This is a genomic window from Vibrio sp. THAF64, from assembly GCF_009363455.1.
Taxonomy (GTDB): domain Bacteria; phylum Pseudomonadota; class Gammaproteobacteria; order Enterobacterales; family Vibrionaceae; genus Vibrio; species Vibrio coralliilyticus.
In genome coordinates this window covers 2,417,500-2,434,444 of record NZ_CP045355.1, presented here as the reverse complement: position 1 = coordinate 2,434,444, position 16,945 = coordinate 2,417,500, and the positions used below count along the sequence as shown (strand labels likewise).

Annotated in this window: 14 protein-coding genes and 1 riboswitch; of the genes, 8 read left to right on the top strand and 6 right to left on the bottom strand. The window is 45.9% G+C overall.

Annotated elements, in window-relative coordinates:
- Positions 1–50 precede the first annotated feature (50 nt).
- The 3 genes from glgC (at position 51) to FIU99_RS11110 (ending at position 3,685) form a co-directional block, all read left to right on the top strand.
- Positions 51–1,268 (top strand): glucose-1-phosphate adenylyltransferase, encoded by a 1,218-nt coding sequence (glgC, locus tag FIU99_RS11120; RefSeq protein ID WP_006962915.1) that lies wholly within the window; start codon positions 51–53, stop codon positions 1,266–1,268.
- Positions 1,258–2,715: a glycogen synthase GlgA gene (gene glgA / locus FIU99_RS11115; protein ID WP_006962914.1), complete on the top strand. Its 1,458-nt coding sequence runs from the start codon at positions 1,258–1,260 to the stop codon at positions 2,713–2,715. The genes glgC and glgA overlap by 11 nt, the downstream gene beginning before the upstream one ends.
- A gap of 166 nt (positions 2,716–2,881) precedes the next feature.
- The gene (locus FIU99_RS11110; RefSeq protein WP_006962913.1) at positions 2,882–3,685 is read left to right on the top strand and encodes an alpha/beta fold hydrolase; all 804 of its coding nucleotides are present in this window, start codon (positions 2,882–2,884) and stop codon (positions 3,683–3,685) included.
- Here FIU99_RS11110 and FIU99_RS11105 read toward each other — a convergent pair.
- The 5 genes from FIU99_RS11105 to torD all read right to left on the bottom strand — a co-directional run bounded on the left by FIU99_RS11105 (position 3,682) and on the right by torD (position 7,708).
- Positions 3,682–3,993, bottom strand: a complete 312-nt coding sequence (locus tag FIU99_RS11105; RefSeq protein ID WP_039952560.1) for a DUF2007 domain-containing protein — start codon at positions 3,991–3,993, stop codon at positions 3,682–3,684. The genes FIU99_RS11110 and FIU99_RS11105 overlap by 4 nt on opposite strands.
- Complete coding sequence (locus tag FIU99_RS11100; RefSeq protein ID WP_006962911.1) at positions 3,990–4,685, bottom strand: TVP38/TMEM64 family protein; 696 nt, start codon at positions 4,683–4,685, stop codon at positions 3,990–3,992. The genes FIU99_RS11105 and FIU99_RS11100 overlap by 4 nt, the downstream gene beginning before the upstream one ends.
- 139 nt (positions 4,686–4,824) lie before the next feature.
- Complete coding sequence (locus FIU99_RS11095) at positions 4,825–5,418, bottom strand: TfoX/Sxy family DNA transformation protein (protein WP_006962910.1); 594 nt, start codon at positions 5,416–5,418, stop codon at positions 4,825–4,827.
- 186 nt (positions 5,419–5,604) lie between these two features.
- Positions 5,605–5,691, bottom strand: a riboswitch (cyclic di-GMP riboswitch).
- Positions 5,692–5,836: 145 nt separating this feature from the next.
- The gene (gene purR / locus FIU99_RS11090) at positions 5,837–6,844 is read right to left on the bottom strand and encodes an HTH-type transcriptional repressor PurR (RefSeq protein WP_006962909.1); all 1,008 of its coding nucleotides are present in this window, start codon (positions 6,842–6,844) and stop codon (positions 5,837–5,839) included.
- Between the two features lie 216 nt (positions 6,845–7,060).
- Positions 7,061–7,708 carry a molecular chaperone TorD gene (torD, locus tag FIU99_RS11085; protein WP_006962908.1) on the bottom strand — a complete coding sequence of 216 codons (648 nt, stop codon included), beginning with the start codon at positions 7,706–7,708 and terminating at the stop codon, positions 7,061–7,063.
- Positions 7,709–7,945: 237 nt separating this feature from the next.
- Here torD and torR point away from each other — a divergent pair, with 237 nt between their 5' ends.
- The gene (gene torR, locus FIU99_RS11080) at positions 7,946–8,659 is read left to right on the top strand and encodes a two-component system response regulator TorR (protein WP_006962907.1); all 714 of its coding nucleotides are present in this window, start codon (positions 7,946–7,948) and stop codon (positions 8,657–8,659) included.
- Positions 8,660–8,711: 52 nt separating this feature from the next.
- On the opposite strand, the gene elyC is transcribed toward torR, so the two are convergent.
- Positions 8,712–9,515: an envelope biogenesis factor ElyC gene (gene elyC, locus FIU99_RS11075; protein WP_019277755.1), complete on the bottom strand. Its 804-nt coding sequence runs from the start codon at positions 9,513–9,515 to the stop codon at positions 8,712–8,714.
- A gap of 114 nt (positions 9,516–9,629) precedes the next feature.
- Here elyC and cmoM point away from each other — a divergent pair, with 114 nt between their 5' ends.
- The 4 genes from cmoM to mukB are packed head-to-tail and all read left to right on the top strand — an operon-like array spanning position 9,630 to position 16,927.
- A complete protein-coding gene (gene cmoM / locus FIU99_RS11070) occupies positions 9,630–10,421 on the top strand; it encodes a tRNA uridine 5-oxyacetic acid(34) methyltransferase CmoM (RefSeq protein ID WP_006962905.1) in 792 nt (263 codons plus the stop codon).
- A 2-nt stretch (positions 10,422–10,423) separates the two neighbouring features.
- Positions 10,424–11,761, top strand: coding sequence for a chromosome partition protein MukF (gene mukF / locus FIU99_RS11065; protein WP_006962904.1), 1,338 nt, complete (start codon positions 10,424–10,426; stop codon positions 11,759–11,761).
- Positions 11,742–12,470, top strand: coding sequence for a chromosome partition protein MukE (gene mukE, locus FIU99_RS11060; RefSeq protein WP_006962903.1), 729 nt, complete (start codon positions 11,742–11,744; stop codon positions 12,468–12,470). The genes mukF and mukE overlap by 20 nt, the downstream gene beginning before the upstream one ends.
- A complete protein-coding gene (gene mukB / locus FIU99_RS11055; protein WP_006962902.1) occupies positions 12,467–16,927 on the top strand; it encodes a chromosome partition protein MukB in 4,461 nt (1,486 codons plus the stop codon). Before mukE ends, mukB begins: the two co-directional genes overlap by 4 nt.
- Positions 16,928–16,945 lie beyond the last annotated feature (18 nt).

Sequence of the window (16,945 nt, the reverse complement as noted above, 5' to 3'; positions counted from 1 at the left end):
CCCGAAATAGAAACTTATCCGCAATTAAAAATTATTATGGAGAATAAATAATGGCTGGTGTTTTAGGAATGATCCTTGCTGGTGGTGAAGGTTCACGCCTTCGTCCGTTGACAGAGTCTCGTAGCAAGCCCTCGGTTCCTTTTGGCGGTAGTTACCGTCTTATTGATTTCGCTTTAAACAACTTCGTTAATGCTGATTTGATGCGCATCTATGTGTTGACTCAGTTTAAATCCCAATCCCTGTTCCATCACCTTAAGAAAGGTTGGAATATCAGTGGCATCACTGATCGATTCATCGACCCAATCCCTGCGCAGATGCGCACCGGTAAACGTTGGTATGAAGGCACGGCGGATGCGATCTATCAGAACTTACGTTTTATGGAGTTGGCTGAGCCCGATCAAGTGTGCATCTTTGGTTCTGACCATATCTATAAAATGGACATCAAACAGATGCTCGATTTTCATAAAGAAAAACAAGCATCACTGACGGTTTCGGCATTGCGTATGCCACTGTCTGAGGCTTCTCAGTTCGGTGTTATTGAAGTAGATGAAGACGGACGAATGATCGGCTTTGAAGAGAAGCCAGCGCAGCCTAAGCCGATTCCTGGTGATCCTCAACATGCGTTGGTTTCAATGGGTAACTATGTATTTGAAGCCCAACCACTGTTTGCTGAACTGATTGAAGACGCGGATAACCCAGACTCTTCTCACGATTTCGGCAAAGACATCATTCCAAAAATGTTCCCGCGTGGTGATGTGTTTGTTTATGATTTCAGTACCAACCGAATTACTGGCGAGAAAGAAGAAGTTTATTGGCGTGATGTCGGTACGATTGATGCCTACTGGCAGGCGCACATGGACTTGCTTGAGAAAGATGCTCCATTCTCTCTTTATAACCGAAAGTGGCCTCTTCACACATTTTACCCAGCACTACCGCCTGCAACATTTACTGACTCGGATAATGGCCGTGTGCAGATCATTGACAGTCTAGTATGTAACGGCAGTTATGTTCGTGGCTCACGAATCGAAAAATCTGTACTAGGTTTCCGCAGTAATATTGCATCTGCGTGTGATATTAGCGAAAGTATCCTTTTGGGCGACGTGAAAGTAGGCGAGGGTTGTGTACTACGTCGCGTCATCATCGACAAAGACGCAGATATTGCACCTGGTACGCAAATTGGTGTGAACCTCACGGAAGACAAAAAGCACTTCCACGTCTCTGATGATGGTATTGTTGTCATTCCTAAAGGAGCACGAATTGGCTACTAAGAATTTATCTATTCTGTTTGTAGCATCGGAAGTTGAAGGACTCATCAAGAGTGGTGGCTTGGCCGACGTGGCCAAGGCGCTACCCGAGGCTCTCCTCAAACTTAATCAAGATGTACGAGTAACATTACCTGCTTATCAAAAAATTCCTCAAGTCACATCAGCTCCAGTGGTGTTGAAGACGACACTCGCGCACTGGCCTCATACTGAGTATTTGGTTCGGGAGCTGCACGTTGCAGGCTTAAAAGCCTACGCGATTGATTGTCCTAAGTACTTTGATCGTCCAGAGATGTATGCCGAAAACAATCAGGCATACAGCGACAATGGTGAGCGCTTCGCTTTCTTTAGTGCTGCCTGTCTGGATATGTTGCCTAAGCTGGGTTTCCAACCGGATATTATTCACGCTAACGACTGGCATACGGGATTTGTCCCTTATCTGCTCAAACACCGATATGGCCGCACAGACTTTTTTGCACAAACCAGAAGTATCCTGTCTGTGCACAATGCGGTATTTAAAGGTGTATTCAGCTACGAGGAGCTTCAGGTTTTGCCTGAAATGCATACTCGCTACGCACCGGACGCGGCAGTAAGCTCAACACACGTAACCATGTTAAAAGCGGGTGTGATGAATGCTGACAAGATCAATGCAGTCAGCCCAACTTATGCAGAAGAGCTCAAAACAGAACTAGGTAGCCATGGTATGGCTGCTGAGTTCAAACAGCGAGAAGGCGACTTAGTTGGTATATTGAACGGCTGTGACTATTCTGCTTGGAATCCGGAGACTGATCATTACTTGCCAACCAATTACAAGGCGAATCGTCAAAGTATGGTGCGCGGCAAAAAAGCCTGTAAGCGAGCTCTTCAGGAGCGCGTTGGCTTAGCAGAAAATGACGGCGCAGTGTATGGCATGGTATGTCGGCTGACGAACCAGAAAGGTGTCCATTACTTACTGCCGATACTCGACCAGTTTTTGCGTTATGAGGTTCAGCTGGTCATTGTTGGTACAGGTGACCCAGTTCTGGCATCTAAGCTTAAAGATATCGAAGCCTTACACAGTGATAAGTTCAAGTTTATAGAGGCCTACGACAACGAATTGGCTCATCTGGTGGAAGCTGGGTCTGATTTCTTCCTAATGCCGTCTGAGTTTGAACCCTGTGGCTTAAACCAGATCTACAGCATGGCTTATGGCACATTGCCGATTGTTCGGGGTGTTGGAGGATTAAAAGACAGTGTTAACGATTATGATGCTGATCCAGAGACCGCTACTGGCTTTGTGTTTGAACTGCCAGAGCCTAAAGAACTGCTTTTAACGCTGCAACGCTCATTGCTGTTGTACGCTCAGCAGCCCGGTGAACTCAAGCGTGTTCAGTTATACGCAATGCAACAAGATTTTTGCTGGAACAAAGCGGCGGATGAGTATTTGAGTTTGTATCACAGTGCATTAGATTGATAACAATTACTATGAAAAAAGGCGCCTATATGGCGCCTTTTTTGAGTTAAATTTAGGGTTAATTTGTGGTAATTGTGGGCTTAATTGGCATAAGCTGACTTAAAAGATAGAGAGTTTGTGATACTCTGCCCGACACAAAATTATTGACCTAACTGATTGCGAGAATATGAGCGAAACGCTTCTCTTCCATAAAACATATTTGCACCCAACCAGTAATGAGTGGGTGGTTTTTGTGCATGGTGCAGGTGGCAGTTCATCTATCTGGTTCAAGCAGATCAAAGCTTATCGACAGCATTTTAACTTACTGTTGGTGGATCTTCGTGGACACGGTAAGTCTAACCCTTTCATCAAAGAGTTGATCTCAAATCGTTATACATTCAAAGCGGTTACCGCGGATATTCTTAAGGTTTTGGACCATTTAAAGATTACATCAGCGCATTTCGTTGGTATGTCTTTAGGAACCATTATCGTAAGAAACTTGGCAGAGATGTCGACTGGCCGGGTTAAGTCTATGGTTCTAGGAGGCGCTGTAACGCGTTTGAACACGCGTTCACAAGTTTTGGTGAAGCTGGGTAACTTGTGTAAGCACATCGTGCCTTATATGTGGTTGTACAGCTTATTTGCTTATATCGTCATGCCACAGCGTACACAAAAAGAATCCCGCCACCTGTTTATCCGCGAAGCGAAGAAGCTATGCCAGAAAGAGTTTAAACGTTGGTTTATTCTCACGGCTGATGTGAATCCGATGATGCGATACTTTAAAGAGCGTGAATTACCAATTCCTACATTGTATCTAATGGGGGAAAGGGACTACATGTTTATTCGCCCGGTCAAAGAAATGGTCGCAGCGCACCAGAAAAGTACGCTACTGGAAATTCCCGATTGTGGCCACGTGTGCAACGTAGAGCGTCCAGAAGAATTTAATCAACACTCTATTGCCTTCATTAAACAACAAGCCATTACCAACTAAGCAGGGCCAGCGGCACCACACTGCCAGCAGATAGCGAATTGTGCTTCGTTAGTTTCTCCGCATTCCTCACATTGCCATTCCGAGCCAACCAGTGTTTGCTGCATATATTGTTCAATGATAGCGCTGGCTTGATTATACATCTTGCTATCGAGAAGCCATATATAGGGTTGGGAGTTTTCACCGAAAGGGACTTCACCCTGCAAGCCAAACATACCTTCTCCTCGCACTTCACATGGAATGCAGTTTGATTTAAGAAGCTCGCAAACAATGTGAGCTTCTGGTGGGTTATTGGCGGTGAATATCTTCAAGAAGGGCTCCCATTTTGTGCTTGAGGCGCGCCTTTAATTTTTGCCATCACCCATTTAGCAATGACAGGGAAAAGCCCTAGTAGTGCGAATGAGGCTAAGACAGACGGAGATACGATTCCTGACAAGCTGTCAATTTGTGCCAATTGTGTACCTGCATTCAGATACACCGCAGTGCCTGGCAGCATACCTAACTGGCTAACGAGATAAAATCTCGCTGTTGAAAGTGGTGTCAGACCCATTAGAAGGTTGATCAGGAAAAACGGGAACACGGGGATCAGGCGCAATGAAAACAAGTAAAAAGCACCGTCTCTTTCAACGCCTTGGTTGATGGCATTCAGCTTGTCACCAAACTTACTCTGAACCCAGTCACGCAAGAGGAAACGACTGCTCAAAAAGGCTAGTGTCGCACCTATGGTACTGGCAAAAGAAACAAGTAGTAGACTGGTCCAGAAACCAAACAAAGCTGCGCCGAGGAGAGTGACCACCGCTGCACCAGGGATCGAAAAGGCGGTAATGGCGACATAAGCCAAGAAATAAGTAACGGCTGCAAGCACAAAGTTGTTATTGATGTATTCAGAAAGCGCTATTTGTTGGGCTTTCGCGTTTTCTAAGGTGAGGTATTGACCAAAGTTAATACCGAGAAAAACGATCAGGCCAACCAGCAGGACACCCAACACAAGTTTCTTATTCATAACGACTTCCTCTGTTTCGAGTCTCAGGCTTTCGACTCAATAAAAATTGTTAACAAATAAGAACCGTTTGGCAAAGATTAAATTTCACAAACAATAAAAAAGCCAACCTGAGTGGTTGGCTTTTCATCAATTTTGTCGATCAGTTGTTCAGTTTGTTGACCAGCTCTTGTCGTCGCTCTGGTGGAATCACTGACCAGTGTTTTCCGTTAATCGCCCCTTCAAGCGCCCATAGCAATTCAAGAGAGACCTCAGCAGAGTGCGTTGCCTGAATGGCCCTAAACGCTTCTACTGAACCTGCCTCTTCAAGGTTTTCAACGCTATCGATACCTGCTTTCTTTAGCATTCGTTCTGTTGCCAGACGGAGGTTCGGTAGGTCTTTGAGGCGATTTGGTCGTGTTTTAGCCTGCGACGTTTTCTCTTTCTTAGCTATCGCCAATGCACTTTGTGCGAGGGCGAGAGCACGAGTTGGGCAGGAAGCCACATCGTCAGTTAAAGCGAAATATTTGGTAACGACCGGAAAACCTCGTTTTTTATAAACGTAGGGTTCTAAGCCTTCAGATTTGAATTGACTAGCCAGTTTGTCATCCGCGCGGATGTGAAGCTTATCGTTGACCACCAATGCGAACATTGTGTCGTCTGCGAAGATTCCGAATCCGCCGAACATCGAACGCGATTTTATACGACCAAGCTGATCAAAAAGCCGCATCGAGTCTTTAAGTATTGGTTTATCCATGCTGTGTTATCTCGGTGTATATTATTATACGCCACCAAATTCAGGTCCGAGAGAATAGCAAAATAATGCAGATAAAGTGTCAGTAAGGTGTCATACCGAAATAAAACTCACACGTTAGTTACTTAGCTCTAGATAACAATTACAGTGTACTGTTTTAAACGATACGGATCGTTTGCATTTTTGCCCATCGGCAACCCCGCTACCTTTCAGTCTCCTGAGTCAGGCCGGAAGCTTTGCGTCCCACTCTTTCGAAGTGGTTTGCCCTGTTCGTGGCATTAGTCGAACATTTTAAGGATAAATAAAATTTGAGGTAAGTATCACATCTCTATTGATCAAATGTGATCTTGGTTCAAGGAAATTGCGTGAAAATGATATGTCCGACTAATAGATTGAGTTATTAGTCGGACTATTGAGCATGCTATTTGTTTAAGTTGTACACCGTATCACGCACGACAATTTCAGGGTGCATTTCGAATACACGCTTTTCGTGTTCTTTGTCCTTGATACGCTCTAGAAGGATTTCAAACGCGTTTTTACCAACACGACGTTTAGGTTGGTGAACCGTTGTTAGCGGTGGTGAGAAGTACTCTGCAAGCTCAATGTTATCGTAACCAATCACAGAAATATCTTCAGGTACGCGAATACCTTTCTGCTGTAGACGACTCATTAAGCCAAGTGCCATAGTATCGTTGAAGCAGAATACTGCGGTTGGCTTGTCGTCCATGGCGACAATTTTGTCTGCCGCTAATACCGCAGTATCACATTCGAAGTTACCTTCAAGAATCCAATCTTCTTTCACGGTTAGATTCGCTTCATCCATTGCACGACGGAATCCTAGGATGCGTTCCTGACAAGCTGCCTTTTCAAAGTGTCCGCTTAAGCAAGCAATGTCTTTGTGACCGTTATCGATAAGGTATTTCGTCGCGAGGTAGCCACCTTCTTCTGAGTTATCAATGATCTTATCGGCTTGAGAACTCTCAGGGCCCCAGTCCATAACTACTTTTGGGATGTCTTTATGGCGGTCCAGCATTTCGCTCAGTTCTTCAGTCAGGTCAGAACACATAACCAAAATGCCATCGACACGCTTTTCTGCCAGCATGCGAATGTAGTCGCGTTGCTTTTCGTAAATACCACCAGTGTTACACAAGATCAAAGTGTAGCCTTGACGATAACAGTAGCTCTCAACACCATCGATGACTTCAGAAAAGAACAGATTGGTAGATTGAGTAACAAGCATACCAATGGTGCGTGTACTGTTGCACTTTAAGCTACGGGCAACAGCACTGGGGGCGTAATTCAGTTCGGTAACGGCTTCCATTACCTTTTCCTGAGTCGCTTCAGCAACAAAGCGAGTTTTGTTAATTACGTGAGAAACGGTTGTAGTAGACACGCCAGCTAAGCGTGCCACGTCTTTTATAGTGGCCATAAGGTTCTGTCCTGTCGATGACTGCCAGGAAGCATATTCAGATTGTAGAATAATTTGGCAGAAAGTATCAGAAACACAAAAACCGCTGTATTCAGCGGTTTGTCTCTAGTTCATTCGTTTTTATCGTTTGCGGTCACGATTTTAGACCGCAAACAACAGAAGAGCAAATAAAAAACGTAACAGTGATAAGTTATGTATCACACAATTACTATATGGTTACTCGCCTTTCAGATAGGCACAATCCAACTCAAGAAAGGCGATCAACAGCAATGAAACTGCAGAATAAAATCCAAACTCATCTAACGCCTGACACTTTTTACTAAATTGTGGAATCCAGCTGAGGAGCTGTTGCTGGATAAATTGCTCTTGCTCTGAAAACGCTTCTTCCATATGTCGGTCTTGCTCTAACTCATTAGAACGGATGATCAGATTGCCAAGGAAATCGAGCTCAATAGCGATATGGTCAGCTGGTTCATTAAGACCCTTTTCGACCTCGATGCCATGCTCTGCCATCAGCTTTTCCATATCAGTAGCAGGCTGATCATTGAGCAGGCCAGACTTGCCAATGTACATTGACGCGTAAGGCAGTGCGGAATCCTTATCTGACTTTAGAAACAAATCGCAGAAATCAGCGGCGAGTTCCAGTTGTGCATCATCGCGATCCATCAGTCGATTTAATGCGTCAATTACGCGCTCTATTGCTGGCTTAAGGTGGGAGTTTTCACCAAGTCCGGTCAAGAAAGATCGGATCTCTGCTGAGTGATACTGCTGAAGGTTATCTTCTGTGAGCTCTTTGGCATAAAGGCTCGACAGCCACCAGTATATTTCGGCACGTTTTTCGTTGAATGCTTTGATTTCTTGCATTAGTTCAGACTCCTGAAAATTCTACCTATTAGTTTAACGAATAAAAATGAATAGCGGTAATGGTGGTTGTTTCAGGTTGAGTGCAAAAATGGAAAGTTATGAACGCCAGAGACTAGGTTTGTTTTGAATCAATAAACACTCAGGTTTCTGGATAGTAAGCGGACAAAGACTAGAATTGTTACTGATTATGAATAGAATACAAGTGAAGACAATTCCAAGTGTAATTAAGTGGTGTAAATGAGCTATCACGTATTAGTAGTTGAAGATGACGCAGTGACTCGCAGCAAGTTGGTTGGGTACTTTCAAAATGAAGGTTATCAGGTCAGCGAAGCCGAAAGCGGCGAGCAAATGCGCGACACGCTACAAAATCATGCGATTGACTTAGTGATGCTTGATATCAATCTTCCTGGTGAAGATGGGTTGATGCTCACTCGCGAACTTCGCAGTCAGTCGGATATTGGAATTATCCTGGTAACAGGACGCACGGATAGCATTGATAAAATCGTAGGTCTAGAAATGGGCGCAGACGATTATGTAACCAAACCGTTCGAACTTCGTGAACTGCTTGTTCGTGTTAAAAACCTATTGTGGCGAATTGCCGCTGCTCGCAATGCCATCGACGTCAATGAGCAGCATAAAAATGAAGGTAATGTGGTACGTTTTGCGGAATGGACTTTCGATGTTCAGCGTCGCGCTCTGAGTAAAAATGGCGAGCCCGTGAAACTGACCAAAGCAGAATACGAGCTGTTAGTAGCTCTTTCCTCATACCCGAATCAAGTACTGAGCCGTGAACGTATCCTTAATATGATTAGTCACAGAGTCGATGCACCTAATGATCGTACTATTGATGTGTTAATTCGACGCATGCGCGCTAAGATGGAATTTGACCCCAAGAACCCACAAATCTTTGTTACCGTCCATGGTGAAGGGTACATGTTTGCGGGTGATTGACCTAAACAGACAAGCAAAAAAATACCGAGGCATGCCCTCGGTATTTTTTTAATTAAACATTACTATCGGAAGCTTGTATTGCTTTCTCTTCGTAATCGGATGCCCAGTCACGCAGAGATTGCCAGATACGGCCTAATGTTTCGTGCCAATAGCGCTCTGTTTGCTCTAGATAGACTGCCTTCGGTGCGTATTTTGCCCAAGCCTGTGTCACCTTATCGTGCGCCAAATAGTTAGTCGGAGCAGGGTAAGGTTTAAGGCCCGCAGAATGGAATTCATTCAGCGCGCGCTTCATATGGCTGGCTGATGTCACCACAACCAACTTTTTGCGTTTAACAAATGCCGCCGCTTGCCTTGCCTCTTCCCACGTATCTTTTGCGGTTTCGAGCAAAATAATATCGGATTTTGAAACCCCCAGAGCTAGAGCCACTTTCGCCATCATACGTGCGTTACTGACTTCAGACCCTCCGGCGTACCCAGACAGGATCAATTTAGACCCCGGATAGATGCGCATAATGCGAATACCTTCTGCCAATCGCATCAGGCCGGTGCGACTAAGCTCAGAAGTGGGCGGAATTTTATCATCCACCACATGACCACTGCCCAAGACCATAACGTAGTCGATCGTCTCATCGACAGGAAAAAATGCAGAATACTGACGCTCAAGTGGCATCAGGAGACGAGATGAAACTGGCTGGAATGCAATGAGAAAAATGCCAATGAAAGAGAATAGAACAACAAAACAGCCTGTTTTTTGCTTCCTTGTAAACATAATCAGCATCAGACCTAAAAAACCGATGATCAGCATTGCTGGCAAAGGCATTAAAAGGGATGACACCACTTTTTTCAGCTCAAACATACTTAAATAGTCCGAAAAAACACCAATTGATTTTAATTTAAGAGAATCCCTCTTTATATCTGCCTTTCTTATGACAGAATAGCAGCACGATTCGACATGATAACCTAAGCCGCCGTGACTGAAGACCGCAATTTCGACGATATTGCCCACAAATTTGCAAAAAACATCTACGGCTCCGATAAAGGAGAGATACGCCAAGTCATTGTTTGGGAAGAACTTGAACAACTACTTTGTGCGGTTAATGGTAGCAGGAAAAGCCTCGATGTGCTGGATGCTGGCGGTGGTTTAGCACAAATGTCGCAAAAGCTGGCTAAACTCGGACATCGCGTCGCTTTATGTGATCTATCTTTGGAAATGCTGCAACTAGCCAAGCAGGATATTGAAAAAAATGGCTTGCTTGAGCAGTATCGCTTGATTCATTCGCCAGTTCAGAACATTGCAGAGCATCTGGAGCAGCCCGTTGATGTGGCCATGTTCCATGCTGTGATGGAGTGGTTGGCAGACCCGAAACCCGCTTTAGAAACGGTGCTTGAGCAGGTGAAACCGGGGGGCGCAGCTTCCATCATGTTCTACAACCATCATGGTCTGGTCTACAAGAATGTCGTATGTGGCAACATTCCTCATGTATTAGAGGGTATGCCGCATCGAAAACGATTTAAGTTACAGCCGCAGAAAGGGCTTAAACCAGAAGAGGTCTACAAGTGGATCGAGGACGCTGGCTTTGAAATCTGTGGCAAAGCTGGTATTCGCTGTTTTAGTGATTACATCGGAAACAGAGAATACATGGGCGACTATAAGACAGAAGATGTGGTGGCACTTGAGCGACAGCTGTGTCGACAAGAGCCCTACCTCTCGCTAGGCCGATACATACATGTATGGGCCAAAAAGAAAGAAGAACAGGAATAATAATGAGTGAGATGACTCTCAACGCTGCTGAGCAACCCATTGATGAATTGGTTGGCTGGGTAAAGCAGCACGATTTCTCATTAAACCTGCCGACTGAACGTCTCGCATTTCTCATCGCTATTGCAGTCCTTAGCAATGAGAGGTTTGATGAAGAATTGGGTGAAGGTGAATTGCACGACGCATTTACTATCGTCACTCGATTATTTGAGGATACCGGAGAAGCGTCGGCTTTTCGGGCTAACAACGCGATTAATGAGATGGTAAAGCAGAGGCTGATTAGCCGCTTTACCAGTGAAGTGAATGATGGCGCAAGTATTTATCGCTTGTCGCCGCTCGCGATTGGAATTACGGACTATTATGTTCGCCATCGTGAGTTTTCTAAGTTACGCCTCTCAATTCAGTTGTCGATGGTGGCGGATGAAATGGCGAAAGCGATTGAATCTGCTCAGCAAGGCGGGACGCCGGGGCACTGGAAAAAGAACGTTTATGGCGTGCTCAAATATTCCGTGGGTGAGATATTCGATCAAATTGATCTCAACCAACGTGTTATGGATGAGCAGCAACAGTCCGTCAAAGTGCAGATTGCTGAGCTACTGAACAAAGATTGGCGTGAAGCGATCAACAACTGTGAAGAGTTGTTATCTGAAACGTCTAGCACCTTGCGTGAGTTGCAAGATACATTGCAAGCAGCCAGCGACGAGCTACAAACTCAAATCCTTGATATTCAGGAAATTGTTTACGGACAAGATGAACTGGAATTTATTGAGGAGGCCTTGTTTGGCTTACAGATGAAACTAGATCGCATCACAAGCTGGGGCCAACAAGCGATTGATTTATGGATTGGATACGACAGACACGTCCATAAGTTTATCCGCACCGCAATTGACATGGATAAGAACCGTGCCTTCAGCACGCGTTTGCGTCAGTCAGTCAAAGACTACTTCGACACACCTTGGTATCTCACTTATGCCGATGCAGAAAGGTTAGTCGATCTCCGCGATGAAGCACTGGTTCTTCGAGATGACGAAGTGACCGGACAAGTGCCTCTGGAAGTGGAGTATGAAGAATTCCAACAAGTGAATGATGAGCTTTCTGAGCGCATAGGTGACATGCTCAAAGTACATAAAGAGCAGGGTACAGCTATCCATCTTGGAGCTGTATTACGCGACTATCTAGCACAGCATCCGCGCACTCATCATTTCGATTTAGCTCGTATCGTCATTGATCAAGCAGTACGTCTGGGTTACTCCGAATCGGATTATCAAGCGATTCAGCCAGACTGGCAGGCAATTAACGAATACGGAGCAAAGGTACAAGCAAATGTCATCGACCGATACTAATGATTACATGTCAGAAAATCTGGCAAAAGCGATTTCAAATCCACTTTTCCCGGCGCTAGACAGCATGCTTCGTGCCGGACGTCATATTTCTACCGAAGATCTCGACAATCACGCGTTGCTGTCTGACTTTGAAGTTGAGCTTTCTTCATTTTACCAACGCTACAACACTGAGTTGGTCAAAGCACCAGAAGGTTTCTTCTACCTTCGCCCTCGCTCTACGTCTCTGATTAACCGCAGTGTGCTGTCTGAGCTCGACATGCTGGTGGGCAAGGTCTTGTGTTTCCTCTACCTAAGCCCAGAGCGTCTAGCTCACGAGGGAATCTTTACCAATCAGGAACTGTATGAAGAGCTGTTGGCTTTATCTGATGAGAAAAAGCTGATGAAGCTGGTCACCAACCGTGCGACTGGTTCAGATTTAGATAAAGAAAAACTGTTTGAAAAAGTTCGCACTTCTCTGCGTCGTTTACGCCGTCTGGGCATGATCATCAACATTGGCGAAACCGGTAAATTCAGTATCAGTGAATCGGTATTCCGCTTTGGTGCTGATGTCCGTGTGGGCGACGACATGCGTGAAGCGCAGTTACGCTTGATCCGTGATGGTGAAGCAGTTGTGCATACCAAAGAGCCAAGCCAAGGCAGCTTACTGGCAGAATCAGAACAAGGTGATGAGTCATCTCAATCAGAAAAATTAGAAGAAGGTGAAGCATGATTGAAAGAGGTAAATATCAATCGCTGACCATGGTCAACTGGAACGGCTTCTTTGCACGAACCTTTGACATTGATGGCTTAGTTACCACGTTATCCGGGGGTAATGGTGCAGGTAAATCAACCACAATGGCGGCATTCATTACAGCCTTGATACCTGACCAGACGCTGCTGCATTTCCGAAATACGACCGAGGCGGGCAGTAGCCAGTCTTCACGTGACAAAGGCCTCTACGGTAAATTGCAGCCAGGTGCGTGTTATGCGGCATTGGATGTTGTGAATTCACGTAATCAGCGCTTACTGTTTGCGGTTAAGCTGCAGCAGGTCGCGGGTCGTGATAAGAAAGTGGATATCAAACCGTTCGTGATTCAAGGGCTGCCAAGCAGTGTGAAGCCGACGGATATTCTGATTGAAAGTGTTTCTGCGACTCAGGCGCGTGTTCGTCAGATCAACGCAATCAAAGAGTCAGTCGCGCAACACGAAGGTGTTCAGCTTAAGACTTTCAATTCAATTGTCGAATACCACGCACAAATGTTTGAATTTGGCGTGATTCCTAAGAAATTGCGTAACTCCAGTGACCGTTCTAAGTTCTATCGCTTGATTGAGGCGTCGCTGTACGGTGGTATTTCGAGTGCGATTACCCGCTCATTACGCGATTACCTACTGCCTCAGAATGGCGGAGTAAAGAAAGCTTTTCAAGACATGGAATCGGCGTTGCGTGAAAACCGCATGACGCTTGAAGCGATCAAAACCACTCAAGCAGATCGAGACCTGTTTAAACATCTGATCACCGAATCGACAAATTACGTGGCGGCTGACTACATGCGCCATGCAAACGATCGTCGTAACAAGCTTGAGCAGACTCTATCTCTGCGCTCAGAATTGTTTGGCTCACGTGAAACACTGGTTGAGCAAAACAATTTACTTAATCGCGTTCAAGAAGAGCTTGAACTGCTGGTGGAGTCCGAGTCGGCTTTAGAGCAAGACTATCAAGCGGCTTCCGACCACTTACAGCTTGTCCAGAATGCGTTGCGTCAGCAGGAAAAGATCGAGCGCTACCAAGAAGATCTTGAAGAGCTCAGCGAACGACTTGAAGAACAGTTGATGGTCGTTGAAGAAGCGCAAGAACGTGTTCTGATGATGGAAGAGCAAGCGACGGTTGCAGAAGAAGAGGTAGATAGCCTTAAGACTCAGTTAGCGGATTATCAGCAAGCGTTGGACGTTCAGCAAACCCGCGCACTTCAATACCAACAAGCAGTTCAAGCGCTTGAGAAAGCCAAAACCTTGCTGGGGGATGAGGACCTTACTGCTGAGCGCGCACACTCCTTGGTCTCTGAGCTGAAAAATCAGGAATCAGAAAGCACGGCAGCTTTGCTGTCGGTGAAACACAAACTGGATATGTCTTCAGCTGCCGTTGAGCAGTTTGAGACGGCGCTTACCTTGGTTCGTAAGATTGCTGGCGACTCAGTGGAGCGTAAAAATGCTGCTGAAGTTGCAAAGGAGTCGATTCGTCAAGCGCGAGATGCTGAGCAAATTGCACAAAATGAACAACAATGGCGAGCGCAGCACAGAGATCTAGAACGTAATCTCAATCAACAGCGTCAGGCCTGTGAGTTAGTCGACGCGTATCAGAAGCAACATCATGCAGAGCTCGTTGATGAGTTAACCTTTGAGCAGGAGCGTGAACGTCACGCTATGCAGGTTGAATCGCTTGAGATGGCTCAGGAAGAGGTACGTGAGCAGCGCAGCGAACAGCGTCGCTTAGAGCAGGATTCTGCTAGCGAAATCAAAAAGCTTGAAGCCATTGCGCCAACTTGGATTGCAGCTCACGACGCGTTGGAAACGCTCAAAGAGCAAAGTGGTGCTGATCTGTATGACAGCCAGGCTGTTATGTCCCACATGCAAGTGGTACTGGAGCAAGAAAAGCAGCAGTCATTGGCGAAAGAAAAGCTCGCTGAGCGCCGTGCTCATTTAGAGAATGAAATTGAACGGTTAGCATCACCGGGTGGCTCCAATGATCCTCGTCTGAAAGGCTTGGCTGATACATTAGGTGGTGTGCTGCTTTCAGAGATCTATGACGATATCACCATTGGCGATGCGCCTTATTTCAGTGCGATGTACGGTCCATCTCGTCATGCGATTGTGGTGTCTGACTTAACGGGTATTGAAGAAAAGCTGATTGAGCTGGACGATTGTCCTGAAGACCTTTACATCATTGAAGGCGATATCGATGCCTTTGATGACAGCTCATTTGATGCTGAAGAACTGGAAGGGGCGGTTTGTGTTCGCATGAACGATCGCCAGATGCGTTACTCACGCTTCCCAGAAATTCCTCTGTTTGGACGTGCTGCGCGTGAACAACGTTTAGAGCTGCTACGTAATGAGCGAGAAGAAGTGGTTGAACAGCATGCGAAAGCTGCGTTCGATTCGCAAAAACTTCAGCGTCTATATCAGGCATTCAACAACTTCGTTGCTAAGCACATTCAGGTTGCTTTTGAAGCGGATCCAGAGCAATCGCTGACAGTGGCTCGCGAGAAGCGCAACCAAGTGTCACGAGTACTGGCAGATTTGGATGCCAAAGAGCAGCAGCAACGTTCTCAGTTGTTAACGAGTAAGCAGGCGTTGTCATCGCTGGATAAGTTAGCACCAATGATGGCGCTGATTGAAGATGATTCACTGACACTACGTTTCGAAGAGCTTGAAGAAAAAATCGTTCAACTGTCTGAAGCGAAAGCATTTTTGAGCAGCCACGCGAAAACAGTCGCTGAACTGGAAAAAATCGCCTCAGCGCTTGAAGCCGACCCTGAGCAATTCGATGCGTTAGAAGCTGAATATAAGGCAGCGGATATTCAGTTACAGGAACTTAAGAAGCAGATCTTTGCATTGTCTGACTTGGTGGAACGTCGCCATCACTTTGCTTATTCTGACTCTGTGGACTTGCTCAACAAGAGCAGCGAGCTGAGTGAACAGCTTAAAGCTAAGCTTGTTGAAGTGGAGAGGCACCGTACACGTTCTCGTGACGAACTGAAGCAATCTCAAGGTCAGATGAACCAGTACAACCAAGTCTTGGCTTCATTGAAGAGTTCTCATCAGGCTAAGCAGGAAACGGTTCAAGAATTTAAGCAAGAGCTTCAAGAGTTCGGTGTTACTGCAGACGAAGGCGCACAAGAGCGCGCCATGCGTCGTCGAGATGAACTGCAGGAACGTCTGCATACGTCACGCAGTCGTAAGAGTGAATACGAGCGTACCATCACGTCGACTGAGCTGGAAATGAAAGGTCTGGCAAAACGTCTTAAGAAGGTTCAGAAAGAGTACATTGAGCTGCGCACCTTTGTGGTTGCAGCGAAAGCAGGTTGGTGCTCAGTACTGCGCTTAGCACGTGAAAACGATGTCGAACGTCGTCTGCATAAACGTGAGCTTGCTTATATGTCAGCGGATGAACTACGCTCGATGTCGGATAAATCGTTGGGTGCGTTACGTCTGGCGGTGGCAGATAACGATGACTTACGTGATGCCCTGCGTCTGTCGGAAGACAATGCACGCCCTGAGCGTAAGGTATTGTTCTATATCGCAGTGTACCAGCATCTGCGTGAACGCATTCGTCAGGATATCATCCATACCGATGACCCGGTTGAGGCCATTGAAGAGATGGAAGTGGAGCTGGCGCGATTGACCGAAGAACTGACGCAACGTGAAAATCGTCTTGCGATTAGTTCTGAATCTGTCGCTAGCATCATCAAGAAAACGATTCAGCGTGAGCAAAACCGCATCCGTATGCTAAACCAAGGCTTGTCGAACATTGCCTTTGGTCAGGTAAAAGGTGTTCGTTTGAATGTGAAGATTCGTGAAAGCCACGAAATTTTGCTTCATGGTCTAGCTTCACAGCAAGAGCAGCACAAAGACTTGTTTGAGACCTCTCGCTATACCTTCTCAGAGGCGATGGCGAAATTGTTCCAGCGCGTTAACCCACATATTGATATGGGGCAACGCAGCCCGCAAGTTCTGGGAGAAGAGCTGCTGGACTACCGCAACTACCTAGAGCTGAGTGTTGAAGTCTGCCGCGGTTCAGATGGTTGGTTACAAGCGGAATCTGGTGCATTGTCTACGGGTGAAGCGATCGGTACGGGTCAGTCGATTCTTCTGATGGTTGTTCAGAGCTGGGAAGAAGAATCTCGTCGTTTACGCAGTAAAGACATTGTTCCTTGTCGACTGTTGTTCCTCGATGAGGCTGCGCGTTTGGATGCTAAGTCGATTTCGACTCTGTTTGAACTGTGTGACCGTCTGGATATGCAATTGTTGATTGCGGCACCAGAAAACATCAGCCCAGAGAAGGGCACCACTTACAAGCTAGTGCGTAAAGTATTTAAAGACCATGAGCATGTTCATGTGGTTGGTCTAAGAGGCTTTGGACAAGCTGAGCAAGACAAGTCAGAAGCTCAAGAACTGATTGAAGAGCTATAAAGACAAGCTGATAGAAAA